The sequence below is a fragment of the Enterococcus sp. DIV1368f genome (assembly GCF_051712245.1).
Classification (GTDB): Bacteria; Bacillota; Bacilli; order Lactobacillales; family Enterococcaceae; genus Enterococcus; species Enterococcus faecalis.
This window is the reverse complement of the sequence record NZ_JBIOON010000001.1, coordinates 2,103,458-2,127,012: the sequence shown is the minus strand read 5'-3', so window position 1 is coordinate 2,127,012 and position 23,555 is coordinate 2,103,458. Positions and strand designations below refer to the sequence as shown.

The window sequence follows — 23,555 nt, the reverse complement described above, 5'->3', positions numbered from 1 at the left end:
TGACGTTAATGAGTGATATTATGCATCCCATCTCAATTGATGCTTTGTTAAATTGGATTTTTAGTGAGTATCAACAAGATGGCACAATTTTTGGCATTCGTAAATTTTATCATGCGGATCCTACAAAAACGATTTCGCTATTTGGAGAAAAAATGGAAACCCCTTGTGGTCCAGCAGCAGGTCCTCATACACAATTAGCACAAAATATTATTGCGGCCTATTTAACAGGTTCTCGTTTTTTTGAAGTTAAGACAGTCCAGATACTGGATGGAGAAGATCTACCGGTGAGTAAACCATGTATCGCAGCAGCGGATGAATGTTACAACGTTGAGTGGTCCACAGAATTGCGCGTTCCCCAAGCTTATGATGAATACGTCAAAGCATGGTTTGTTTTGAAGTTACTGAGTAAAGAGTTCGAGCTAGGTGACCCGAATGGTTTCATTTTTAACATGAGTGTTGGCTATGATTTGGCAGGGATTCAATCACCAAAAATTGATCGTTATATTAACGAAATGCAGAACGCAGATGGAACGCCGATTTGGGCGGAATGCCAAGCAGCTGCCAAAAAATATCTATCTTATTTTAAAAAAGTAGATGACTTATATATCGAAGCAATTAGTCCTAAAGTCTGTCATTCTATTACGCTGTCGACTTTACACGGTTGTCCATCAGACGAAATTGAACGAATTGCGGCCTATTTATTAAGTGAAAAAGGGCTCCATTCCTTTATTAAATGTAATCCAACCATGTTAGGTTATGAATATGCGCGTCAAACGATGGATGAGCTAGGGTTTGATTATATGGTTTTTGACGATCACCATTTTAAAGAAGATTTACAATTTGAAGAAGCAGTACCGATGTTACAACGTCTACAATTATTAGCCAATAGTAAAAATCTAAGCTTCGGCGTTAAAATTACGAACACTTTCCCGGTAACGATTGCAGCAAATGAATTACCTGGTGATGAAATGTACATGTCAGGACGTTCGCTATTTCCTCTTAGTATTTCATTGGCACAAAAATTATCAGAAGCATTTGATGGGAAACTACAAATTTCTTATTCTGGCGGTGCAGATATTTTCAATAGTAAAGAAATATTTGATGCTGGGATTTGGCCAATCACTATGGCAACGACTCTGTTGAAACCTGGTGGCTATCAACGAATGAATCAAGTTGCTAATGTATTGGGCGCAGCAGAATATCCTCAGATGGTTCATGTCAGCTTGGACAAATTAGCCCAAGTTGTTGAGAAAGCTAAAACACAAGCACGTTACCAAAAATCAATTAAATTACCAGAAAGTACCAAACTAAGAAAAACAGTTCCGTTAACAGATTGTTATATTGCTCCTTGTCGAAGTGACGGTGGTTGTCCGATCAATCAGGATATTCCTGCTTACCTTCGTTATGTAAGTGAAGGCAATTATTTAAAGGCCTTGCAAGTAATTGTCGATAAAAATCCATTGCCTTTTATTACTGGAACCATTTGTGCACATCCTTGTATGACCAAATGCACACGTCAATTTTATGAAGAATCTATTCATATTCGGGAAGTGAAGTTAGAAGCAGCTGAACATGCTTATGATGAATTATTGACGACACTAGAAAAGCCACAGCCAAAAGAAAATGCACCTAAAACAGCTGTTGTGGGTGGAGGTCCTGCAGGGATCTCTGCTGGGTATTTATTAGCACGTGAAGGCATGCCTGTTACTGTGTTTGAAAAATCCGAGACAATTGGGGGCGTTTGTAGCCAGATTGTACCAGAATTTCGAATTTCTATGGAATCTGTTCAAAAAGACGTTCAGTTAGCGGAATTTATGGGAGCTGAATTCCGTACAGGACAAGAGGCGCCATCATTGGCAGAATTGAAAAACCAAGGCTATACGAATGTTATTTATGCCATTGGTGCATGGAAACATGGGGTCCTTCGTTTAGAATCTGGGCGAGCATTGAACTCGTTAGAATTTTTAAAAGCAAACCGAGAAAATCCAACGCTTAATCCTTACGGGGAACAGATTGTCGTCGTTGGTGGCGGAAATACAGCCATGGACTGTGCTCGTGCAGCCACAACATTGCCTGGTGTTAAAAAAGTCTCAGTGGTTTATCGTCGGAATAAACGCAATATGCCAGCAGATGAAGAAGAACTTTATTTAGCCTTAGAAGATGGTGTCGACTTTTTAGAATTACTTTCGCCAATTAAACATGAAAATCAACAATTAACTTGTGAAAAAATGGTCCTAGGTGAACGAGATGCTTCTGGACGCCGTCGTCCGATTGGTACAGGAGAAATGATTGATATTCCTGCTGATACAGTGATTGCCGCTGTTGGTGAAAAAGTAGATACAGAATTTTACCAAGCATTAGGCATTCACACAGACAACTATGGGAAAGTCGTTTCAAATCAAGAAACATTGGAAACAAATATACCAGGCGTCTATGTCATTGGTGACGCTAATTTAGGACCAGCCACAATTGTTGAAGCAATCGCTGATGCAACAAAAGCGGCAAATAATATTTGTCTTGTCCACAATCATCACTATGAAAAAGATAATTTAAATAGTGATGTCGCATTTGTTAGAAACAAACGGGGTATCCTTGTGACAGACGAGATGTCTTGTAGTCAAGCTAGTCGTTGCTTAGAATGCTCCACAATTTGTGAATCTTGTATGGATGTCTGTCCAAACCGAGCAAATATTGTTGTGTATGTCGAAGGAAAACCACAAATTGTCCATGTTGATCGGATGTGTAACGAATGTGGTAACTGTGAAACATTTTGCCCTTATGCAAGTGCCCCTTACAAAGACAAATTTACCTTATTTAACAGTGAAGCTGATTTTTATGACAGTACTAATTCAGGTTTCTATGTTCAAAATCCTGTGGATAAAATTTGTTTACTGCGTCTATGGGGAACGGTGTCAACAATTCAATTAACGGATCAAGGATTAGATGTACCAGAAGATTTAATCGCATTAATGGTAACTATGATTGAAGAATATGCTTATTGTATGCAAGCATAAAAGGAAATTTACGACTGGGGGATAAATAAATGTCTATTCTGCTAAAAGGTGGAACCGTCGTATCTGCATATAATCGTCGTCAATTGGATATTCGAATTGACGGCGAGCAAATTGTAGAGATGGGGGCAAATTTACCAGTAGAAAATTCTCAGATTGAGGATGTTACGGGGTGTTATGTATTACCAGGCTTTATTGATGCGCACACGCATCTGGAATTAAATAATGGCAAAGGTTCGTTAAGTACGGCGGATAACTTTACTACTGGCAGCCAAGCGGCGGTGGCCAAAGGTACGACTACGGTTATTGATATGGCTACACCTAATAAAGGCGGCTCATTGAAAGACTGTTTAGCTACTTGGAATCAATTGGCTAAAGGCAAGAGTTCATGTGATTATACTTACCATATGTCCATGATTGAATGGAAACCAACGATAGCTGCTGAAATTCAGGAAATGATTGCTGCAGGTATTACTTCCTTCAAAATGTATATGGCTTATGATAACTTACGGACCACAGATGCGGAAATTTTTGAAGCGATGAAGGAAATAAAAAAAGTTAATGGAATGTTAGGCGTTCATTGTGAAAATGGTGATTTAGTAGATGAATTAATCCAATCATATGTTTCTCAAGGAAAGTTAGCCCCGCACTATCATCCGTTATCAAGACCGGCGGCTGTGGAAGCAGAAGCGGTAGCAAGATATTTGATGATAGCGGAAATGGCTGATTTGCCGGTTAATATTGTGCATTTAAGCACAAAACGATCGTTAGAAGCGGTGGAACGGGCTCGTCAAAGAGGACAATCAGTCTATGTAGAAACTTGCCCTCAATATCTTTTACTAGATGATCACTTGTATGATGCGCCTAATTTTGAAGCAGCAAAATATGTCTGCTCACCGCCACTACGCAAACGAGAGGATCAACAGGCTTTGTGGCAAGGAATTAAAGAGGGGGCAATCAATACAATATCGACAGATCACTGCAGTTTTAATTTTCACGAACAAAAAACAGTTGGCAAAGATGATTTTAGTAAAATTCCCAATGGGATGCCAGGTGTTGAAACGAGACCAGAATTAATTTACACGGAAGGTGTGGCGAAGGGCCGAATCACCTTGGAAAAAATGGTTGCTCTGCTTTCTGAAAATATTGCTAAACAATTCTCGATGTATCCACAAAAAGGTGTGGTGCAAGAAGGCAGTGATGCCGATTTAGTTGTTTGGGATCCTAGAACAACCGGCGTGATTGCTGCGAGAACGCAGTTACAAAATGTCGATTATACGCCGTATGAAGGATTTGAAACACAAGGACAGGCTCGAATGGTTTATTTAAGAGGTCAAAAAGTTGCTGAAACTGGGAAAGTCATCTTGGCAAATCAAGGAAAATTTGTTTTTCGTAAAGCAACTTAAAAATAGAAGGAGGAGAAGTATTTTTGGAAAAAATTAAATGGACAGCAAATGAAATGCCGAAGACGGAGGATAAGTACTTACCTCTGATGTCTAAAGAAAAAATTGAGAAAGCTTTGGCTTTTCACAAAAGTTTTCCACAGTACTCAGAAACACCATTAGCAGAATTGAATCATATGGCCGCGTATCTGGGGTTAAATGATTTCTTTGTTAAAGATGAATCTTATCGCTTTGGTTTAAATGCTTTTAAAGTCTTAGGTGGTTCGTTTGCCATGGCTAACTATATTGCCGAAAAATTAAAGAAAGATGTTTCGGAACTAACATATGATGAATTAACTTCTGATCAATTACGATCAGCTTTTGGACAAGCTACGTTTTTTACAGCAACTGATGGTAACCATGGACGAGGAGTCGCTTGGGCTGCGAATAAATTAGGCCAAAAATCAGTTGTACTCATGCCGAAGGGTTCAACACAGACGAGAAAAGAAAATATTGAAAAAGAAGGCGCAACCGTCACAATCGAAGAAGTTAATTACGATGAATGTGTGCGAATGGCTAATAAAATGGCCGAAGAAACTGAAAACGGTGTCATGGTTCAAGACACCGCTTGGGACGGATATGAAAAAATTCCAACTTGGATTATGCAAGGATACGGAACGATGGCGTTAGAAGCCTCTCAACAATTAAGAAAATTTGGCTCTGAACGACCTAGTCATGTTTTTGTTCAAGCTGGTGTCGGCAGCTTAGCTGGTGCGGTGATTGGTTATTTTGCTAATGCTTTTCCAGAAAACCCACCGATTATGGTCGTAGTTGAGGCACAGGCGGCTGACTGTTTATATCAATCAGCAATTAAAAAAGACGGAGAAATTCGCTTTGTCGATGGTGATTTACAGACAATTATGGCTGGCTTAGCATGTGGAGAACCTAATACGATTTCTTTTGATATTCTAAAAAATCATACATCCTTCTTTGTTTCAGCACCAGATTGGGTTTCTGAAAAAGGAATGCGTATGTTGGGCGCGCCATTAAAAGGGGATCCGCAAGTTGTATCAGGCGAATCTGGGGCAGTAGCAATGGGCTTAGTAGCTACAGTTATGCAAGATCCCGACTATCAAGAATTACGTGAGGCATTGCAACTGGATGAGACGTCAAACGTTTTAATGTTTTCTACCGAAGGGGACACTGATCCAGACAATTATAAAAAAATTTTATGGAGGTAAAAGGAATGGATTTTAATGCAGTAAATGCAGCAGCAGAAGGTTACAGAGAAGATATGGTCAAATTTTTAAGAGACCTTGTCAAAATTCCAGGAGAAAGTGCAGAAGAAGGCAACAAAATTGCGCGAGCAAAAGCCGAAATGGAAAAATTAGGTTTCGATAAAATTGACATTGATCCTCAAGGGAATTTACTTGGTTATATGGGGTCTGGTGAAAAATTAATTGCTTTTGATGGGCACATGGATACTGTCGGAATTGGTGAAATGAGTAACTGGAAATTTGATCCTTACGATGGCTATGAAACAGAAACTGAGATCGGTGGTCGCGGTACGTCTGACCAAGAAGGCGGGATTGTTTCGGCTATTTATGGCGCTAAAATCATGAAAGATTTAGGTCTATTATCAGAAAAATATACTGCTTTAGTAACAGTTACTGTCCAAGAAGAAGACTGTGACGGCTTATGTTGGCAGTACATTATCAAAGAAGATGGTATCCGTCCAGAATTTGTTGTTTCAACAGAGCCAACAGATGGTGGGATTTATCGTGGTCAACGAGGCCGAATGGAAATTAAAGTTGATGTCAAAGGCGTTTCGTGTCATGGCTCAGCACCAGAACGTGGAGATAATGCCATTTACAAAATGGCGGATATCTTACAAGATGTTCGTGCCTTAAACAACAATGGAGATACAGAAAGCACAGCGATTCGTGGTTTAGTTCGTATGTTAGATCCTAAGTACAATCCAGAGTGGCAAGAAGCCCGTTTCTTAGGACGTGGTACGGTGACTGTATCGCAAATTTTCCATTCTTCACCAAGTCGGTGTGCTGTTGCGGATGGCTGTACCGTTTCACTAGACCGTCGAATGACTGCTGGAGAAACTTGGGAAAGTTGTTTAGAAGAAATTCGCAATTTACCAGCTGTTAAAAAATATGGAGATGATGTGACGGTTTCAATGTACAACTATGATCGTCCTTCTTATACTGATTTAACTTATGAAATTGAATGTTATTTCCCAACGTGGGTCATTCCAGAAAATCATGATGTAACAAAAGCCTTGATGGAAACGCATAAAAATCTCTATGGAGAAACACGGAAAGGCTCTGTAGAAACAGTGGAAATGCGTGAAGAACGCCCATTGTTAGATAAGTGGACCTTCTCAACAAATGGCGTTTCAATTATGGGACGTAATGGCATTCCTTGTATTGGTTTCGGACCAGGCGCCGAAGCACAAGCACATGCACCAAATGAAAAAACTTGGAAAGATGATTTGGTTCGTTGTGCAGCCGTTTATGCGGCATTACCAACGGTTTATTGTGGTTAAGTAAAGGATTATTAGACAAGAAAAAAGGAGCAGATGGAATGGAAACGTTTAAAGAATATATTGAGAAATTAGATAAATTAGAATTTGAAAAAATGTACGAAAATGACTTTTTCCTAACTTGGGAAAAAACAAGAGATGAATTAGAAGCTGTTTTCACAGTTGCCGATACATTACGCTATTTAAGAGAAAATAATATTTCAACTAAAATCTTTGATAGTGGCTTGGGGATTTCTTTATTCCGCGACAACTCTACAAGAACGCGTTTTAGTTTCGCTTCAGCGTGTAATCTTTTGGGCTTAGAAGTTCAAGATTTAGACGAAGGAAAAAGTCAAATTTCTCACGGAGAAACTGTTCGTGAGACAGCAAACATGATTTCTTTTATGGCTGATATCATTGGTATTCGTGATGACATGTACATTGGTAAAGGCAATGCTTACATGCACGAAGTATCAGAATCTGTCCAAGAAGGATATAAAGATGGGGTATTAGAACAACGCCCAACGTTAGTGAATTTACAATGTGATATTGACCATCCGACGCAAGCAATGGCGGATGCGTTGCATTTAATTCATGAATTTGGTGGTATTGAAAACCTGAAAGGGAAAAAAGTTGCCATGACTTGGGCGTATTCACCATCTTATGGAAAACCATTATCTGTTCCTCAAGGAATTGTTGGTCTAATGACCCGTTTAGGAATGGATGTCGTCTTAGCACATCCAGAAGGTTATGAAATTATGCCAGAAGTAGAAGAAGTTGCGAAGAAAAATGCAGCAGAATTTGGTGGGAACTTTACTAAAACGAATAGTATGGCAGAAGCATTCAAAGATGCGGATGTTGTTTATCCGAAAAGCTGGGCACCTTTTGCGGCAATGGAAAAGCGAACTGAATTATATGGCAATGGTGACCAAGCAGGAATTGATCAATTAGAACAAGAATTACTTTCTCAAAATAAAAAGCACAAAGATTGGGAATGTACAGAAGAATTGATGAAAACAACGAAAGACGGCAAAGCTTTGTATATGCATTGTCTACCAGCTGATATTACTGGTGTAAGTTGTGAAGAAGGTGAAGTGGAAGCTTCTGTTTTCGATCGTTATCGGGTCGAACTTTACAAAGAAGCTAGCTACAAACCGTATGTTATTGCGGCTATGATTTTCTTAAGTAAAGTAAAAAATCCGCAAAAAACTTTAACAGACTTAGCGGATAAAGCGACACCAAGAGAAGTAAAATAATGAATTTGGCATGAAGACAGATGCTTTTTCTTTACACAATGAATCATTAGAAGTTGCCTCTTCAACATGAACAAATAAGACCTTCCCAAGTCTATTCATGAATGTGTGATTGTCTCGAGTCAAGAACGCTTAGTCATGTGCGTTGACTTCATGCAACGACAACAGACAGTTAATACGAAAACTCGTTGTGAAAAAGAATAAGCATCGTCCTTTTTATAAAACAGAAAATGAGGTGAAGCAATGGGCAAACGCGTCGTAGTAGCTTTAGGTGGCAATGCTTTAGGAAATAATTTGACGGAGCAGATGACTGCCGTAAAACAGACCTCCAAAGCGATTGCAGATTTGATTGAAGCAGGATATGAAGTTATTTTATCTCATGGCAATGGTCCTCAAGTGGGGATGATTCAATTAGCTATGGAAGAATTTTCCTTTAATAATCCACAATATCCAGTTGTTCCGTTATCCATGTGCGTAGCCATGAGTCAAAGTTACATTGGCTATGATTTAGAGAATGCGCTACAAGAAGAGTTGCGTCAGCGAAATATAAGTAAAGCCGTCACCACCATAGTCACTCAAGTGGTCGTGGATGAAAATGATCCGGCGTTCAAAAAACCAACGAAACCAATTGGTCGCTTCATGACAAAAGAAGAAGCAGAACAATTAGTCAAAGAAAAAAATATACAAGTGATGGAAGATGCTGGCCGTGGTTATCGCCAAGTCGTCGCTTCTCCTAAACCAAAAAATATTGTCGAACTTCTCACGATTCAAACATTGGTTGACGCTGGCCAAACAGTCATTGCTGGCGGCGGTGGTGGCATCCCAGTCATTCAAGAAGGGAACCGACTGAAAGGTGTAAATGCAGTCATCGACAAAGATTTTTGTAGTGAACGACTAGCTGAACAAGTAGATGCTGATCTGCTCGTGATTTTAACAGCAGTTGAAAAAGTTTGTATTAATTTTGGTAAAGAAAATCAAGAAGCCTTAGGGAATATTTCAACAGAAAAAATGAAACAATATGCGCAAGAAGGTCAGTTTGCTCCAGGTTCAATGTTACCAAAAGTTGAAGCAGCGATTAAGTTTGCTGAATCTAAGCCAGGTCGAAAAACATTGATTACGTTATTAGAAAAAGCCAAAGAAGGATTATCTGGAAAAACAGGGACTTTAATTGAAAATAAAGAATCATAGAATGGAGGAAAACGATGACAAACAAAATGATTAATTCTGCACAGGCACCAGCTGCTGTAGGACCTTATTCACATTCTGTCTTAGCGGGAAATACGTTGTACATTTCTGGACAACTAGGATTAGATCCGCAATCGGGTGAAATGAAGGCTACAGTGGAAGAACAAGCAAAACAAGCTTTTATCAATTTAGGTTCGATTTTAAAAGAGGTCGAAATGACCTATGATAATGTTGTGAAAACAACGGTGTTTTTACAACATATGTCTGATTTTAGCAAAATTAACGAAATCTATGGGAATTACTTTTCAGAAGTTTTGCCTGCACGTTCTTGTGTAGAAGTAGCCAAGTTGCCAAAAGATGGGTTATTTGAAATTGAAGCAGTTGCTGTCAAAGGATAATTTTTAAGATGTTTCTGAGGGAAAAAGGATTGCATTCTTTACTGATTAAGGGGAACAATCCTTTTAGAATAAAAAGAAGAAGGAAACGATCCTATGAATGAAAAAAAAGAGCAAGCATTATTTGAATATGATGCGAAACTATCAATTTCTGAAGCAATTCCGATGGGATTGCAACACGTTGTCGCAGCAGTAGTAGGGATTGTCACACCGGGAATTATGATTGCCAAAGTTTGCCAATTAAGTCCTAGTGATACGACTATTTTGATTCAAACATCATTGATTTTTTCAGCAGTTGCCACGTTAATTCAACTTTTCCCTATTTTTGGAAAAGTGGGTTCACGGTTACCAGTTATGATGGGTGCAAGTTTTGCGTATGTACCGATTTTGATGGCCATCGGAGCTGATTTTGGGATTGCAGCAATTTTTGGTTCCCAATTAGTTGGCAGTATTCTTGTTATTATTGTTGGTTTGTTCATTAAAAAAATCCGTGTGTTGTTTCCGCCTTTAGTAACAGGAACGGTTATTTTAAGTATTGGGCTATCCCTGTTTCCAGTTGCGATTAAGTATATGGCAGGAGGAGCTGGTAGTGCTGATTTTGGTTCAGCCCGGAATTGGTTAGTTGCATTATTAACCTTTGCGATTGTCTTTTACTTCAATTATTTTGCAAAAGGATTTTTGAAGTTATCAGCAATTTTAAACGGAATGGTTATTGGTTATTTGATTTCTTTAGCTTTAGGGATGGTTAGTTTTGAGCCAGTTCAAAATGCTAAAATCGTTCAGCTAATTACCCCGTTTCATTTTGGACTGGATTTTCAACTGGTACCTATCTTTACGCTGGTGGTAATGTTTATTGTTGATGCTGTTCAAGCCATCGGTCAATTTACAGCAACAACGGTTGGGGCAATGGATCGGGATGCAACGGATGAAGAATTATCTGGCGGAATTATGGGGAGTGGTTTCACTAACTTTATTGGCAGTTTATTTGGATCAATCCCAGTGGCAACTTTTGGACAAAATGTTGGTCTGGTTACGGTAACAAAAGTGATTAATAAGTATGTTCTGGTTTTCGCTTCAGTTATATTATTAATTGCTGGTTTTGTTCCGAAAGTAGCTGCATTATTAACTACAATTCCTTACGCGGTAATTGGTGGCGCAACGATTTCAGTTTTTGCTTCTATTTCTATGACAGGTATTCGGATGATTGCTTCGCAGGAAATGACTCCTCGAAATACTGGGGTTGTCGGAACAGCTCTAGCATTTGGAATTGGTGTCACATTGTCTACTGGAAGCTTAGCTGGTTTTCCAACTTGGGTAACAACGATTTTCGGTAATTCGGAAGTTATCTTAACCACTTTGGTAGCAGTCCTTTTAAATGTCATTTTAAAACCAAAAAAGCGCGTAGCACTTGAGTGAAGATTGCTTTTTTTGATACGAAAGTGAGTAAGCTTTCGTATCCTTTTTCCCTTACGTTATCTATAAAAAAATGAACGAATAAAGGAGGAGAAGATGTTTACGTATTCCCTAAACTTAAAATTAAAAACAGATCGGAACTTTTTTGGTCCTGGCGTTGTCGAAGTTTTACAAAAAATTCAGCAAACTGGTTCACTAAACTTAGCGGCAAAAGAGATGAAAATGTCTTATAATAAAGCATGGCGAATTGTGCGGGTAGCTGAAGAAGAGCTATCTTTTCCATTAATTATCAAAAGCGTTGGCGGTTGTAATGGTGGCGGGTCAATTGTTACGGATCAAGGAAAAGAGTTGATTGATCAATATCTTTTATTTGAGAAAAAAGTGTATCAACAGGTAGAGGCATGTTTTGAAGAAATCTTTAAAGAACAGGATGTAGTATCGGAGGAACTGAAATGAGAGAAGTATTTCAGCGTTTGAAACAGGCAATATTGGAAAAGCAAGACACGATGTTATTAACGATTGGTACAAGTTCAGGATCTACACCACGAAGTCAAGGGGCTAGAATGCTGGTTTCCGCCGAAGGTAGAATAGCCGGAACTGTTGGTGGTGGGGCGGTTGAATTTCAGGCTGAACAAGTGGCAAAAAAGCTACTTATTGAGAAAGAAAATGCACAACGTCAATTTATTTTAGCACCGAATAATATTGCTGATTTAGGCATGGTCTGTGGCGGAAATGTCACGATTTTTTTTCATTATCTTTCATGGGAAACGCCATTTTTAAAAGAGTTGTGTGAGTCCATAGAAACGCATTTTCAAAATAATCAACAAGGTTGGTTAATGACTGAACTAGATCAAAACAATTTAGGAAAAGTATCCTTTTATAGTGAAACAGGCGAATTGATTGGTTCCACTTCTTGGGAGGGGGAATTAAGTTTGCTACCTAAAGGTATCCATTGTGAGCAAAAAGAGGACATAATTTTTTTAACAGAAGCGATCCTCCAAGTAGGGAAAGTGTATATTTTTGGAAGTGGACATGTCGCACGCGCATTGGTACCTATTTTAAACTATTTATCGTTTTATTGCGTTGTAGTGGACGATCGTCCAGAATTTTTGACGGCACAAGCTTTTCCACAAGCTAAGGAACTACGGGTGATTCCTTTAGAAAATTTAGCTGCGTTTATTGAAATAACGGCGGATGATTATGGTATAGTAATTACCAGAGGACACAATTTTGATTTCATCGTTGCCAAACAGTTATTGGAAACACCAGCCAAATATATTGGTGTGATGGGGAGCAAACACAAAATTGCTTCACAAGTTCGACGGTTAAAAGAGGTCGGTTATACAATGACTGAAATTGAAAGAATTTTCATGCCAATTGGCTTAGACATTGCAGCCGAAACACCAGAAGAGTTAGCGATTAGCATCGCGGGAGAATTAATTCAACAGCGCTATCAATAATGAGGACCTTTAAATTAAACAAAAAACTTTTTTTGCTAAAAAATAATTTTTAGAACGAAGATTTGTGGTATAATCTAGGTGATTGAACACTAAACTATATCAGAAATCGAGGTGCAAGAAATGTATTCAATTATTGTAAATGGTCAAAGTGAAACCTGTGAAACAAACAAAAAATTAATGGACTTTTTGCGGGAGGATCTGGGCCTAACTGGAACAAAAGATGGTTGTAACCAAGGCTCTTGCGGCGCATGTACGGTGTTAGTGAATGGAAAGGCTTCCAAAGCATGTTTGTTTACTCTGGAAAAATTAGCTGGCAAAGAAGTCACGACAATCGAAGGTTTAAGCCAACGGCAAAAAGATGTCTACGCCTATGCGTTCGCAAAAACGGGTGCAGTTCAGTGCGGGTATTGCATCCCTGGGATGGTTATTTCGGCACAAGGATTGTTGAACAAGAAACTCGAACCCACAAAAGAAGACATTCAGAAAGCTATACGAGGAAACATTTGTCGTTGTACAGGATATGTGAAAATAATAGAAGCCATTCAGTTAGCTGCTAAAATGTTTTGTGAAGAAACGAGCATTCCAGAAGAACATTCAAATGGTAAATTAGGGGAAGACTTCCAACGGGTCGATGCAGTGGAGAAAACATTAGGCACAGGGATTTATGTAGATGACATTGACATAGAAGGAATGCTTCATGCATCTGCTTTGCGGAGTGCCTATCCTCGTGCAAAAGTTCTATCAATCGATAGTACCCAAGCATTGGCGCATCCTGACTGTGTGGCTGTGTTCACAGCTAAAGACGTTCCAGGAAATAATAAAATTGGTCATTTAGAATTTATTTCCGATTGGGATGTAATGATTCCAGAAGGAGAAATAACACGGTATGTTGGGGATGCAGTGGCACTCGTTGTTTCAAAAAGAAAAGAAACCTTACCAGAGATAAAAAATTTAGTGGAAGTTGATTACGAAGAAATGATACCGCTTACTTCTTGTGAAGCTGCTTTAGCAGAAGGTGCATCAGCTATTCATGAAAAGGGCAATATCTTGTCTCATGAACACTTGGTACGTGGCAACGCAGATGAAGTATTAGCAAATTCTGCGTTTGTAGTGACAGAACATTATTCCGTACCAATTAACGAACATGCCTTTATGGAACCCGAGTGTGCGATTGCACAGCCTGAAGGTGAGGGCATTTTACTCTTTAGTGCGGGTCAAAGTATCTATGATGAACAACGGGAAGTGGCTCGGATGTTAGGTCTGGACAAGGAAAAAATTCATGTTCAATCAAAACTTGTTGGTGGTGGTTTTGGTGGAAAAGAAGACATGAGTGTTCAGCATCATGCATCCTTAGCCGCTTGGTTATTGAAGAAACCAGTAAAAGTACTGCTAAGCCGTGAAGAAAGTTTGATGGTTCATCCCAAACGCCATGGCATGGAAATGGACTTTACGACCGGCTGTGATGAAGAAGGCAATTTAACTGCAATGAAAGCAGTGATTTATGCGGATACTGGGGCCTATGCTTCTTTAGGAGGACCAGTATTGCAACGGGCTTGTACACATGCGGCAGGTCCCTACAAGTATCAAACGATTGATGTGGAAGGGTTTGCTGTATATACTAATAATCCGCCAGCAGGTGCATTTCGTGGATTTGGTGTTTGCCAAACGGCTTTTGCAATTGAAAGTAATTTAAACTTGTTAGCAGAAAAAGTCGGACTATCACCATGGGAAATACGCTTTAAAAATGCCGTCGCCCCAGGAGATACTTTACCGAATGGACAATTGGTCTCGAAAAATGCGGCGTTAAAAGAAGCCTTGTTAGCAGTTAAAGACGTCTATGAACAAGCGGAAGTTGCTGGAATTTCTAGTTTCTTTAAAAACAGTGGCGTGGGTGTGGGGCTACCTGATACAGGGCGTTGTATTATTTCTGTTGAAGAAGGAAAAATACATGTCCGCACAAGTGCTGCTTGTATCGGTCAAGGGATGGCAACCGTTACGACACAAATTGCCTGTGAAACATTAAATTTACCACCAGAAATGATTGTTGCGGAAGCCCCTGATACGAGAAGAACACCGAATTCAGGAACGACAACGGCTTCGAGGCAGTCACTCTTCACAGGAGAAGCAACTAGAAGAGCGGCAATGCAATTACGGTATGAGCTTGATATGGGACGTGCTTTAAGTGATTTGGAAGGCGAAGAATTTTATGGGGAATATTCAGCGAAAACGGATCCATTAATTAATGATAAAAAAAGTCCAGTTAGTCATGCTGGTTATGGTTATGCTGCTGAAGTAGCTATTCTAGATGACAAAGGAAAAGTAGCTAAATTTGTGGCTGCGTATGATATGGGGCAAGTGGTGAATCCACGAGCTGCTGAAGGTCAAATTGAAGGTGGGATTGCAATGGGCATGGGGTATGCTTTAACTGAAAAATTTGCCTTAGAAGAAGGCTATGTTAAAGCAAAATATGCAACGCTAGGATTAGTGAACGCCACTCAAGTACCACCAATCGAAACAATTTTGGTTCATGCTGACAATCTTCACGAAGGTTTAGCCTATGGAATTAAAGGCGTAGGTGAGTTAGCAACAATCCCTACCGCACCAGCTTTAGCAGGCGCATATTTCGCCTTGGATGGTCAGCTCCGACCAAGTCTGCCTTTAGAAAATACCCCTTATCAAAAGAAAAAAAGATAAAAGGAGACAACTCATGTCACTCGTTAGTGTCATTATTCTAGCATCGGGCAATTCACAACGAATGGGCCAAAATAAATTGTTCTTAAAATATCAAGGAAAAACATTTTTAGAGCACACGTTAACCTTAGTGAACCAATTAGACGTATTAGAACGGATTTTAGTTGTTTCGCCTGAGAATCAGCCAGCGTTTCCTTTACCTAAGAACATTCAGTTGATTCTCAATCATCAATGGCAAGAAGGGCAAAGTAGCAGTATTCGTTTAGGAACTGAACAAGCTCGGGGAGCTGGCTATTTATACTTACCTAGTGATCAACCATTGTTAACACCTAAAATGCTACAACCCGTGTTAGATAAATGTCAGAGAAATAAAATTATAGTGCCGTTACAAAAAGATGGTTGTCCTAGTAGTCCAGTATTATTCGGTAATCAATTTCGACAAGAACTATTAACATTGACTGGTGAAACAGGCGGACGCATGATTTATGAACGCTTTCCAGAAGCAGTTCAGATGTTGAGAATAGCGACTCCTGGCCGTTTAAAAGATATTGATACGCCAGAAGAGTACAGAAAACTAATTCAAGAAACCAATAGTTAGAGAGGAAAAACGTATGAAGGACTTGGTTTATTTAAATTATGCAGCGACTTCCTATAAAAAATTTCCAGCAACCATTGCGGCTTTGACTGCCTATTTAGCAGAAAATCAGTTCATGAATTACGGAAGAAATGCCCCTTTGCTTAGAGAGGGGCTTCCTCTTTTAGAGACACGTCAATTGTTAGCAGACTTTTTTCAGGCACCCAGTTCGGCTCAGATTACGTTTACGAATAACGCAACAACTTCCTTAAATCTTGCATTAGCGGGGATTTTACAACCTGGCGACCATGTGATTACGACCATGCTAGAACATCATGCAGTAGCTAGACCTCTTCACTTACTTGAGAAAGAACGAGGTATTTCAGTGACGTATGTTGCTTGTCAAAAAACGGGCCTGTTAGATGTAGAAGATATTCAGCGAGCCTGGCGAACGAATACAAAAGCATTGGTGATGACACACGCGTCGAATGTCTTAGGCACCATTTTACCCATTGAAGAATGTTTTCAATGGGCTCAACAGAAAGGATTATTAACCGTTTTGGATGCGGCTCAAACGGCGGGATTTTTACCAATAAAAATGACCCAGATGGCCATTGATGTGTTAGCCTTTACTGGACATAAAAGCTTATATGGATTAGCAGGTATTGGTGGGTTAGCTTTTAGTGAGCGAGGGGCTGAAGCGGTCAAACCACTGATAACGGGCGGCACTGGTAGCCATTCTAAGTCTTTTGATCAACCCTCTTTTTTACCAGATAAATTTGAAGCTGGTACGTTAAACAGTTTAGGTATTTTAAGCTTAAATAGTTCTATTAAAGAGTTGAATAAAATTGGTTTAGCAGCGATTCAAAAGCACGAACGAACCTTAATGCAGAATTTTTTTAATGGTTTATCAGGGTTACCTGTCACAATTTTAGGAACCAAGGACGTGGCACAAACTGTCCCTGTTGTTTCTATCACACTATGGAATCAGGAAGAAACAGTGGTGGCACAGCAACTAGCAGAACAATATGGCATTATGACCCGCGCAGGTTTGCATTGTGCACCATTAGCCCATGAAACAGCTGGGACTTTAGCAACTGGCACCTTACGTTTTAGCTTTGGTTGGCAGACAACGCCTGAAGAAATTACTTGGACAATTCACGCTTTACAAGAACTACTAATTTGAGAAGGAGCGGACAGCATGGATTTTTTATCACAATGTACATCAGGTGGCTGCGGGGCAAAAATTGAATCCCGTGTACTGAACCAATTGTTGCAACACTTACCCGAAACACCGGCAAATGAGCGGCTACTCGTCGGATTTGAACATGCCGACGACGCCGCGGTTTACCAACTAACGCCTGAAAAAGCTTTGATTTCAACGGTAGATTTTTTTTCACCAATGGTCAATGATCCGTTATCATTTGGAAAAATTGCGGTCGCTAATGCTTTAAGCGATGTCTATGCCATGGGCGGAACAGTCCTTTATGCGCTAAATCTTGTTTGTTTTCCACAAAAGATGTCAAAAGAATGGTTGGAACAAATGCTCTTGGGTGGCAGCTTAAAATTAAAGGAAGCGGGTGCTTTACTGGCGGGAGGCCATTCGATTTATGACCATGAACCCAAGTATGGTTTAGCGGTAACTGGAGAAGTTCATCCAGAAAAATTGTGGCATAATAATACGCCACAGGTGGGGGATGTCTTGATTTTAACTAAAGCATTAGGTGTAGGAATTATTCAAGCGGCTGTTCGAGGGCAATTAGCGAAGCAGACGGAACAAAAAATCGCACAAGATTCGATGGAACGTTTAAATAAATATGCCGCTGCAAATGCTCGATCCTACGCAGTACATGCTTGTACTGATGTGACTGGGTTTGGTCTATTAATTCATGCAAAAGAAATGGCTGATAATCAGGTAACATTACTGATTGATACAGAAGCATTACCAACCATTACAGGAGCGTTGGCCTACGCCGCAGAATGTTTAGTCACTGCAGCTGGGCAAAGAAACCGCCAAACAATCGGAACGACAATCGATTATTCAAAAATTTCTATGGAAATGCAAGAACTTTTGTTTGATCCACAAACATCTGGCGGACTGTTAATTAGTGTCGCTGCTGATGAAGCGGCAGCCTGTTTAGCAGCTATTCAAAAAGAGGACCCTGTTGCCAAAATTATTGGCGAGGTTCTGCCAAAAGAACAACAAGCAGTAGTACTTTTATAGAGAGAAGGGCCAAATATGAAATTAGTAGATGCGTTGGGAAAACCTTGCCCAATACCTGTGATTGAAACAAAAAAAGCCTTGGCGGAGTTAGGTTTAGCTAGAGGCACTATCGAAGTTTTAGTCGATAACGAAGTAGCTGTTGAAAATTTGAAAAAATTAGCTGCTAAAAAACAGGCCACTTTGACTGCAAAGCAGATAGAAGACACGGTTTTCTCTGTCAAAATTACGGTACCTGAAGAAGCGACGCAACAAACAAGTCAGTCAGCAACAGATTTAGTAATTACGATTGGCTCCGATCAATTAGGTACTGGAGACGAGCAGCTAGGACGACTATTAATGAAAAGTTATCTTCAATCATTATCAGAAGCAGAAACTGTTCCTACACAGCTGTTATTCTTTAATCGAGGGGCGTTTTTAACGAATCAAGCAGCGAATACCTTAGCTGATTTGCAACAATTAGTGGAGAAGGGAACCACGATTCAAACGTGTGGGGCCTGTTTAGATTTTTATCATTTAACAGACACCTTAGCCATCGGCTCTATTACTAATATGTACGAAATTGTTGAAACAATGAATCAAGCGGCTAAAGTAATTACGCTTTAACAAAAAAAGAAGGTGAAAAGATGGAGTATTTGCTAACCTTTCCGAATACACATTATGCTGTTCAGGCAGAACAAGTACTGTTGACAAGAAAGGTGGCTGTTCGCGTCTTTACTTTGCCACCATCATTGACGGATGGCTGTGGGATCGGTTTACTCATTAATGAAGCAGAAATAACTCACAGTGTATTTTTTTTAGAAGAAGCAAAAGTACGCGTAGCCTCTATTTTTTCTGTGAAAAATGACCTTGGGGAAAGGAGGTACCAACTGTGGAGTCCTTAAAAAAGTGTTTTGATTTACAAGGAAAGGAGATTGTGTCGATTGTTGGTAGTGGTGGGAAAACAAGCTTAATGTGGGCGCTAGCAAAAACATATCGAAAGGAAGCTGTTCTGGTTAGTACAACTACAAAAATTGGGTTTCCCCAACGTCAATTGTATGATTATTTTTATACAAACCATTTTGAAAAAATAACGCCGAATATCTGCGGAATCACTTTAGCAGGAACCGCTATCAACAACCAAACAAAACTAACGATGCCTGCAATGACCTCGTTTCAAACATTGTTTCAGCACTTCACGAAAGTTTTTTTAGAAGCGGATGGGTCCAAACAACGACCTTTGAAAGGCTGGTCCTCTTATGAACCTGTGATATTAAAGGAAACAACCACCACAATTGGTGTGCTTCCGATTTCTGTAATTGGTCAAAAGATAGATGAAACGACCATTCATCGGTTGCCGCTTTTTTTGGAATTAACCGATGAGCAACAACAAGAACCAATCACAGAAACATTGTTAGCTCAACTCATTGCTCATCCAAAAGGATTGTTTAAAGAGAGCCAAGGCAAACGAATTTTGTGTTTAAATCAAACCCATACGCGAAGAGAGTTCGTTCAAGCGATGAATGTCTGTCTTCAGTTACCCAAAAGCTGTTTTGAAAAATTAGACAAAATTATTGCTTGCAATATGGAATTAGAGAAAGGACTTATTTTATGGGAGAAATCAGTCAAAACATCCAAGAAAAATTAGTGATTGTTCGCGGAGGGGGCGATCTAGCGACAGGTGTTATCCAAAAATTATGGCACGTTGGCTTTAAAATACTAGTATTAGAAACAGAATGTCCTCTGGCCATTCGGCGGACTGTTTCAGTTTGTGATGCTATTTTTCAGAAAGAACAAAGAGTGGAAGATTTGGTTGCTGTTCGAATTACTTCATTAAAGGATTGCGCGAAATGTTGGCAGCAAAATAAGCTGCCTGTTTTTGTCGATCAAACAGCAAGTGCTATTCAACAATTGAAACCACTGATTGTTATCGATGCGATTTTGGCTAAGAAAAATTTAGGTACGCATCGAGGAATGGCACCGATTACGATTGCTTTAGGACCAGGCTTTTCAGCACCGCAAGATGTCGATGTTGTGATTGAGACAATGCGTGGACATAGGTTGGGACGTTTATACTTTGAAGGAACAGCTTTACCTAATACAGGTATTCCAGGTGAAATTGGCGGAAAAAGTGCGGAACGAGTTGTCCATGCCCCTGCTTCAGGACAAGTTACCCACCTTAAAAACATCGGGGATTTTGTGTTGAAAGGGGAAGCATTATTTTTTATCGATCAGGTTCCAGTTTATTCGCCTCTGACAGGGACTTTGAGAGGATTGATTTCAGAAAAGGTAACATGTTATCAAGGGTTGAAGTGTGCAGATGTAGATCCTCGACCGGTTGAGAAAGTCGATTGCTTGACGATTTCCGACAAAGCTCGTGCATTAGGGGGAGCGGTTTTAGAAGCAATTTTTATGATTGGAAGAAGGAAAAACGTTTTATAAAAAAGAACCTAAATAATATTTTTTTTACCTTAAAAATATTGTTAAAAAGGTTTGGAGTGTGGTATAGTAAAGACGTAGTAAAAAACACTCTATCTCGAAAGGAGAAGAGTACATACTTAGTTAGATTAGTTTGTGAATAAAATCATTTGTAAAAGTTATTTTTTTAGGAATTAATGTAAGGGGTTACAATTGCATTTGAATGCATTGAAATATTTAGGAAAAAAGAAAGGAAATGAATGAAGATGGCACTAGTAAAAATTGTTTATGCAAGTATGACTGGAAACACAGAAGAAATTTCCGAGATTTTGGAAGAACAGTTTCAAGAAGCTGGAGTTGAAGTAGAACGTGAAGAATGTTCAGAAGTTGATGTAGACTTCTTTGATGATGCAGATGCCTGTATTATCGCAACGTATACTTATGGTGATGGAGAACTGCCTTTTGAATTTGAAGATTTCTTTGATGAATTAACTGAAAAGGATTTAGCAGGTAAGCCATTTGGCGTTGTTGGCTCCGGTGATCGTGAATATGGTGAATTTTTCTGTAAATCAGCGCATGATTTTGTAGGAGCTTTTGAAAAAGCTGGTGCTAAAAAAGTAGCTGAAACAGTTGAAATTGAAAACAATGCAGAAGAAGAAGACATCGAAATGCTAAAAACATTTGTTAAAAGTGTCGCCACAACTTTATCTGATAGCGTTGCCTAAGGATTTAAGAAAGTAGGAGTCAGAATGAAAAGGAATGATGAAGGTAGGTATTTCAATGTTTAATATTCTTCAGTCGACTCAATTATCTAGTAATACATTTGATTTTTGGTTGGAAGCGCCAAGAATAGCGACACATGCTCAGGCTGGACAGTTTGTTATTTTAAGAATTGACGAAAAGGGAGAACGGATCCCCTTAACGATTGCGGAGACAAATCCACAAGCAGGCAGTATTCGAATTATTTTCCAAGTAATCGGTAAGACAACAGCTGCACTTTCCCAACTTAAAACTTCCGACTCTTTGTTAGATATCACTGGACCTTTAGGCATGCCCACAGAAGTGAAGCAATATGGAACGGTGATGGTTGTCGGTGGCGGGGTTGGTATCGCGGCTATTTATCCAATTATCAAGGCTTTAAAAGAAGCAGGCAACCGAGTGATTACGATTTTGGGGGCACGAACAGCTGAGTTAGTTCTGTTACAAGAAGAATGCCGTTGTTATTCGGATGAGCTAATCATTACAACGGATGATGGTTCATTAGGTAAAAAGGGCTTAGTAACAGAAGCGATGGAAGAAGTTATTGCACGTGAATCTGTAGCGTGCAGTTGGGCGATTGGGCCCAGCATCATGATGAAATTTTGTACCTTGACAGCTGAAAAACATCAATTACCAATTTATGTTTCCTTGAATCCTATTATGATTGACGGAACAGGCATGTGTGGCGGTTGTCGGGTCACTGTTGATGGCACCATGAAATTTGCCTGTGTTGATGGACCTGAGTTTAAATGCAATGAAGTAAATTGGGATGAATTCATTAATCGAATGAAGCAATATCAGGAAGAAGAAGCAGTTTGCTTTACAGATCGTTTGAAAGAGCAGGTGGAGAAAAATGGCTAGAAAAAGTCGTATAAAAACACCGATTGCGGAACAAGCACCTACTATCAGAAAGAGTAATTTTGAAGAGGTTTGCTTAGGCTATACATTAGCAGAAGGGCAAGAAGAAGCGGTTCGTTGTTTACAATGTAAAAATGCACCTTGTATTGCTAAATGCCCAGTGATGATTGATATTCCTGGATTTATTTTAGCTATTCGTGAAGGAAACATGGAACAAGCAGCCGATATTTTAAGTAAATATACGAATTTACCTGCTATTTGTGGACGCGTTTGTCCGCAAGAGAAACAATGTGAACAAGTTTGTAAATTAGGGAAAGCCAAAAACTTTGAACCAGTGGCAATTGGCAAATTAGAACGTTTAGTTGCCGATTGGGCATTAGAAAATCACAAGTTTCCTAAGAAAACAGCGGAACCAACAAAAGGGAAAGTCGCAGTGGTCGGTTCTGGTCCTTCTGGGTTAACGGTTGCGGGGGATTTGGCAAAGCTCGGTTACGAAGTAATTATTTTTGAAGCGCTTCATGAAGCTGGCGGCGTATTAACCTATGGTATACCTGAATTTCGCTTACCGAAAAAAATTGTTAAACAAGAAATTGCGAGTATTGAAGCCTTAGGTGTAACAATAGAAACCAATGTGGTAGTAGGTAAAACGATTACGATGGAAGAAATAATGTCAGAGTTTGATGCCTGTTATCTATCGGTTGGTGCAGGGGCACCAAACTTTATGGGAATCCCAGGAACTAGCTTAAACGGGGTTTATTCTTCTAGTGAATTTTTAACACGAATCAATTTAATGCATAGCTATGAGTTTCCAGAATATGATACACCGATTAAACGTGCTAAAAATGTCGTTGTGATTGGCGGCGGGAATGTTGCAATGGATGCTGCTCGTTCAGCCAAACGATTAGGCGCTGAAAATGTGAACATTGTGTATCGTCGTTCGTTAGAAGAATTACCAGCAAGAATTGAAGAATACCACCATTCCCTTGAAGAAGGAATTAACTATTATTGGTTAACGAATCCAATTGCTTATTTAGATGACCAACAAGGAAATCTAGCCGGTGTTGAATGTGTCAAAATGGTTTTAGGTGAACCAGATGCGTCTGGAAGACGACGGCCAGAACCAATTCCAAACAGCACGTTTACCATTCCTGCTGATGCAGTAATCGAGGCAATTGGCCAAGGGGCAAATCGAGTCTTGTTATCAACGTATCCAGAAATAGAACTAAACCAATGGGGGTACATTCAGGCTGATCCTAAAACAGGAGCAACCTCAATACCTGGCGTTTTTGCTGGGGGCGACATAGTCACAGGTGCTGCCACCGTTATTTTAGCGATGGGCGCCGGAAAAATCGCAGCTAATGCAATTGATCAGTATGTCAAAACACAAAAAACAACAGTCACAAGCAATGCTTAGGAAAGATAA

At 39.6% G+C, this 23,555-nt stretch carries 21 protein-coding genes; all 21 read left to right on the top strand.

The features are described from left to right. Positions 1-8 precede the first annotated feature (8 nt). The 21 genes from ygfK to gltA all read left to right on the top strand — a co-directional run bounded on the left by ygfK (position 9) and on the right by gltA (position 23,546). The gene (gene ygfK, locus IGL07_RS10325; RefSeq protein WP_075575442.1) at positions 9-3,014 is read left to right on the top strand and encodes a putative selenate reductase subunit YgfK; all 3,006 of its coding nucleotides are present in this window, start codon (positions 9-11) and stop codon (positions 3,012-3,014) included. Positions 3,015-3,043: 29 nt separating this feature from the next. Beyond that, positions 3,044-4,417 carry a dihydropyrimidinase gene (gene hydA / locus IGL07_RS10320; RefSeq protein ID WP_438747375.1) on the top strand — a complete coding sequence of 458 codons (1,374 nt, stop codon included), beginning with the start codon at positions 3,044-3,046 and terminating at the stop codon, positions 4,415-4,417. 23 nt (positions 4,418-4,440) lie between these two features. Next, a complete protein-coding gene (gene dpaL / locus IGL07_RS10315; protein ID WP_002356589.1) occupies positions 4,441-5,634 on the top strand; it encodes a diaminopropionate ammonia-lyase in 1,194 nt (397 codons plus the stop codon). Further along, positions 5,625-6,950: a YgeY family selenium metabolism-linked hydrolase gene (locus tag IGL07_RS10310; protein WP_002362247.1), complete on the top strand. Its 1,326-nt coding sequence runs from the start codon at positions 5,625-5,627 to the stop codon at positions 6,948-6,950. The genes dpaL and IGL07_RS10310 overlap by 10 nt, the downstream gene beginning before the upstream one ends. Before the next feature lie 38 nt (positions 6,951-6,988). Continuing rightward, positions 6,989-8,182: a knotted carbamoyltransferase YgeW gene (gene ygeW, locus IGL07_RS10305; protein ID WP_002359643.1), complete on the top strand. Its 1,194-nt coding sequence runs from the start codon at positions 6,989-6,991 to the stop codon at positions 8,180-8,182. A 240-nt stretch (positions 8,183-8,422) separates the two neighbouring features. After that, complete coding sequence (arcC, locus tag IGL07_RS10300) at positions 8,423-9,367, top strand: carbamate kinase (protein WP_002359647.1); 945 nt, start codon at positions 8,423-8,425, stop codon at positions 9,365-9,367. A 14-nt stretch (positions 9,368-9,381) separates the two neighbouring features. Further along, on the top strand, positions 9,382-9,762 hold the full coding sequence (locus tag IGL07_RS10295) for a RidA family protein (RefSeq protein ID WP_002356593.1): 381 nt from the start codon (positions 9,382-9,384) through the stop codon (positions 9,760-9,762). Between the two features lie 93 nt (positions 9,763-9,855). Continuing rightward, complete coding sequence (locus IGL07_RS10290; protein WP_010815215.1) at positions 9,856-11,175, top strand: nucleobase:cation symporter-2 family protein; 1,320 nt, start codon at positions 9,856-9,858, stop codon at positions 11,173-11,175. A gap of 93 nt (positions 11,176-11,268) precedes the next feature. Further along, positions 11,269-11,628: a winged helix-turn-helix domain-containing protein gene (locus IGL07_RS10285; RefSeq protein ID WP_002356595.1), complete on the top strand. Its 360-nt coding sequence runs from the start codon at positions 11,269-11,271 to the stop codon at positions 11,626-11,628. Further along, complete coding sequence (locus IGL07_RS10280; RefSeq protein ID WP_010817545.1) at positions 11,625-12,632, top strand: XdhC family protein; 1,008 nt, start codon at positions 11,625-11,627, stop codon at positions 12,630-12,632. Before IGL07_RS10285 ends, IGL07_RS10280 begins: the two co-directional genes overlap by 4 nt. A gap of 120 nt (positions 12,633-12,752) precedes the next feature. Next, positions 12,753-15,326: a selenium-dependent xanthine dehydrogenase gene (gene xdh, locus IGL07_RS10275; RefSeq protein WP_010817544.1), complete on the top strand. Its 2,574-nt coding sequence runs from the start codon at positions 12,753-12,755 to the stop codon at positions 15,324-15,326. A 13-nt stretch (positions 15,327-15,339) separates the two neighbouring features. Further along, the gene (gene mocA, locus IGL07_RS10270; protein WP_002374263.1) at positions 15,340-15,921 is read left to right on the top strand and encodes a molybdenum cofactor cytidylyltransferase; all 582 of its coding nucleotides are present in this window, start codon (positions 15,340-15,342) and stop codon (positions 15,919-15,921) included. A gap of 13 nt (positions 15,922-15,934) precedes the next feature. Continuing rightward, positions 15,935-17,083 carry a selenocysteine lyase SclA gene (gene sclA, locus IGL07_RS10265; protein ID WP_010817543.1) on the top strand — a complete coding sequence of 383 codons (1,149 nt, stop codon included), beginning with the start codon at positions 15,935-15,937 and terminating at the stop codon, positions 17,081-17,083. Between the two features lie 15 nt (positions 17,084-17,098). Further along, positions 17,099-18,121 carry a selenide, water dikinase SelD gene (gene selD / locus IGL07_RS10260; protein ID WP_002384171.1) on the top strand — a complete coding sequence of 341 codons (1,023 nt, stop codon included), beginning with the start codon at positions 17,099-17,101 and terminating at the stop codon, positions 18,119-18,121. Between the two features lie 15 nt (positions 18,122-18,136). Continuing rightward, positions 18,137-18,724: a sulfurtransferase-like selenium metabolism protein YedF gene (yedF, locus tag IGL07_RS10255; RefSeq protein ID WP_010817542.1), complete on the top strand. Its 588-nt coding sequence runs from the start codon at positions 18,137-18,139 to the stop codon at positions 18,722-18,724. Positions 18,725-18,744: 20 nt separating this feature from the next. Then, the gene (locus IGL07_RS10250) at positions 18,745-19,002 is read left to right on the top strand and encodes a DUF3343 domain-containing protein (RefSeq protein WP_002376611.1); all 258 of its coding nucleotides are present in this window, start codon (positions 18,745-18,747) and stop codon (positions 19,000-19,002) included. Next, positions 18,990-19,745, top strand: coding sequence for a selenium cofactor biosynthesis protein YqeC (gene yqeC, locus IGL07_RS10245; protein WP_010817541.1), 756 nt, complete (start codon positions 18,990-18,992; stop codon positions 19,743-19,745). Before IGL07_RS10250 ends, yqeC begins: the two co-directional genes overlap by 13 nt. Further along, entirely contained in the window at positions 19,709-20,539 is an 831-nt protein-coding gene (yqeB, locus tag IGL07_RS10240) for a selenium-dependent molybdenum cofactor biosynthesis protein YqeB (protein ID WP_002376613.1), read from the top strand. The genes yqeC and yqeB overlap by 37 nt, the downstream gene beginning before the upstream one ends. Before the next feature lie 236 nt (positions 20,540-20,775). Beyond that, positions 20,776-21,240 (top strand): flavodoxin, encoded by a 465-nt coding sequence (locus IGL07_RS10235; RefSeq protein WP_002382673.1) that lies wholly within the window; start codon positions 20,776-20,778, stop codon positions 21,238-21,240. 37 nt (positions 21,241-21,277) lie between these two features. After that, a complete protein-coding gene (locus tag IGL07_RS10230; protein ID WP_438747460.1) occupies positions 21,278-22,135 on the top strand; it encodes a sulfide/dihydroorotate dehydrogenase-like FAD/NAD-binding protein in 858 nt (285 codons plus the stop codon). Then, a complete protein-coding gene (gltA, locus tag IGL07_RS10225; protein WP_002376628.1) occupies positions 22,128-23,546 on the top strand; it encodes an NADPH-dependent glutamate synthase in 1,419 nt (472 codons plus the stop codon). The genes IGL07_RS10230 and gltA overlap by 8 nt, the downstream gene beginning before the upstream one ends. The last annotated feature ends 9 nt before the right edge of the window (positions 23,547-23,555 follow it).

What these genes read in the sequence shown, in the direction of transcription:
- hydA (WP_438747375.1), top strand. Translation starts at nt 3,044, where the DNA reads ATGTCTATTCTGCTAAAAGGTGGAACCGTCGTATCTGCATATAATCGT.
- IGL07_RS10285 (WP_002356595.1), top strand. Translation starts at nt 11,269, where the DNA reads ATGTTTACGTATTCCCTAAACTTAAAATTAAAAACAGATCGGAACTTT.
- arcC (WP_002359647.1), top strand. Translation starts at nt 8,423, where the DNA reads ATGGGCAAACGCGTCGTAGTAGCTTTAGGTGGCAATGCTTTAGGAAAT.
- mocA (WP_002374263.1), top strand. Translation starts at nt 15,340, where the DNA reads ATGTCACTCGTTAGTGTCATTATTCTAGCATCGGGCAATTCACAACGA.
- IGL07_RS10250 (WP_002376611.1), top strand. Translation starts at nt 18,745, where the DNA reads ATGGAGTATTTGCTAACCTTTCCGAATACACATTATGCTGTTCAGGCA.
- ygfK (WP_075575442.1), top strand. Translation starts at nt 9, where the DNA reads ATGAGTGATATTATGCATCCCATCTCAATTGATGCTTTGTTAAATTGG.
- selD (WP_002384171.1), top strand. Translation starts at nt 17,099, where the DNA reads ATGGATTTTTTATCACAATGTACATCAGGTGGCTGCGGGGCAAAAATT.
- IGL07_RS10310 (WP_002362247.1), top strand. Translation starts at nt 5,625, where the DNA reads ATGGAGGTAAAAGGAATGGATTTTAATGCAGTAAATGCAGCAGCAGAA.
- IGL07_RS10280 (WP_010817545.1), top strand. Translation starts at nt 11,625, where the DNA reads ATGAGAGAAGTATTTCAGCGTTTGAAACAGGCAATATTGGAAAAGCAA.
- xdh (WP_010817544.1), top strand. Translation starts at nt 12,753, where the DNA reads ATGTATTCAATTATTGTAAATGGTCAAAGTGAAACCTGTGAAACAAAC.
- gltA (WP_002376628.1), top strand. Translation starts at nt 22,128, where the DNA reads ATGGCTAGAAAAAGTCGTATAAAAACACCGATTGCGGAACAAGCACCT.
- yedF (WP_010817542.1), top strand. Translation starts at nt 18,137, where the DNA reads ATGAAATTAGTAGATGCGTTGGGAAAACCTTGCCCAATACCTGTGATT.
- IGL07_RS10235 (WP_002382673.1), top strand. Translation starts at nt 20,776, where the DNA reads ATGAAGATGGCACTAGTAAAAATTGTTTATGCAAGTATGACTGGAAAC.
- IGL07_RS10230 (WP_438747460.1), top strand. Translation starts at nt 21,278, where the DNA reads ATGAAGGTAGGTATTTCAATGTTTAATATTCTTCAGTCGACTCAATTA.
- IGL07_RS10290 (WP_010815215.1), top strand. Translation starts at nt 9,856, where the DNA reads ATGAATGAAAAAAAAGAGCAAGCATTATTTGAATATGATGCGAAACTA.
- IGL07_RS10295 (WP_002356593.1), top strand. Translation starts at nt 9,382, where the DNA reads ATGACAAACAAAATGATTAATTCTGCACAGGCACCAGCTGCTGTAGGA.
- ygeW (WP_002359643.1), top strand. Translation starts at nt 6,989, where the DNA reads ATGGAAACGTTTAAAGAATATATTGAGAAATTAGATAAATTAGAATTT.
- yqeB (WP_002376613.1), top strand. Translation starts at nt 19,709, where the DNA reads ATGGGAGAAATCAGTCAAAACATCCAAGAAAAATTAGTGATTGTTCGC.
- sclA (WP_010817543.1), top strand. Translation starts at nt 15,935, where the DNA reads ATGAAGGACTTGGTTTATTTAAATTATGCAGCGACTTCCTATAAAAAA.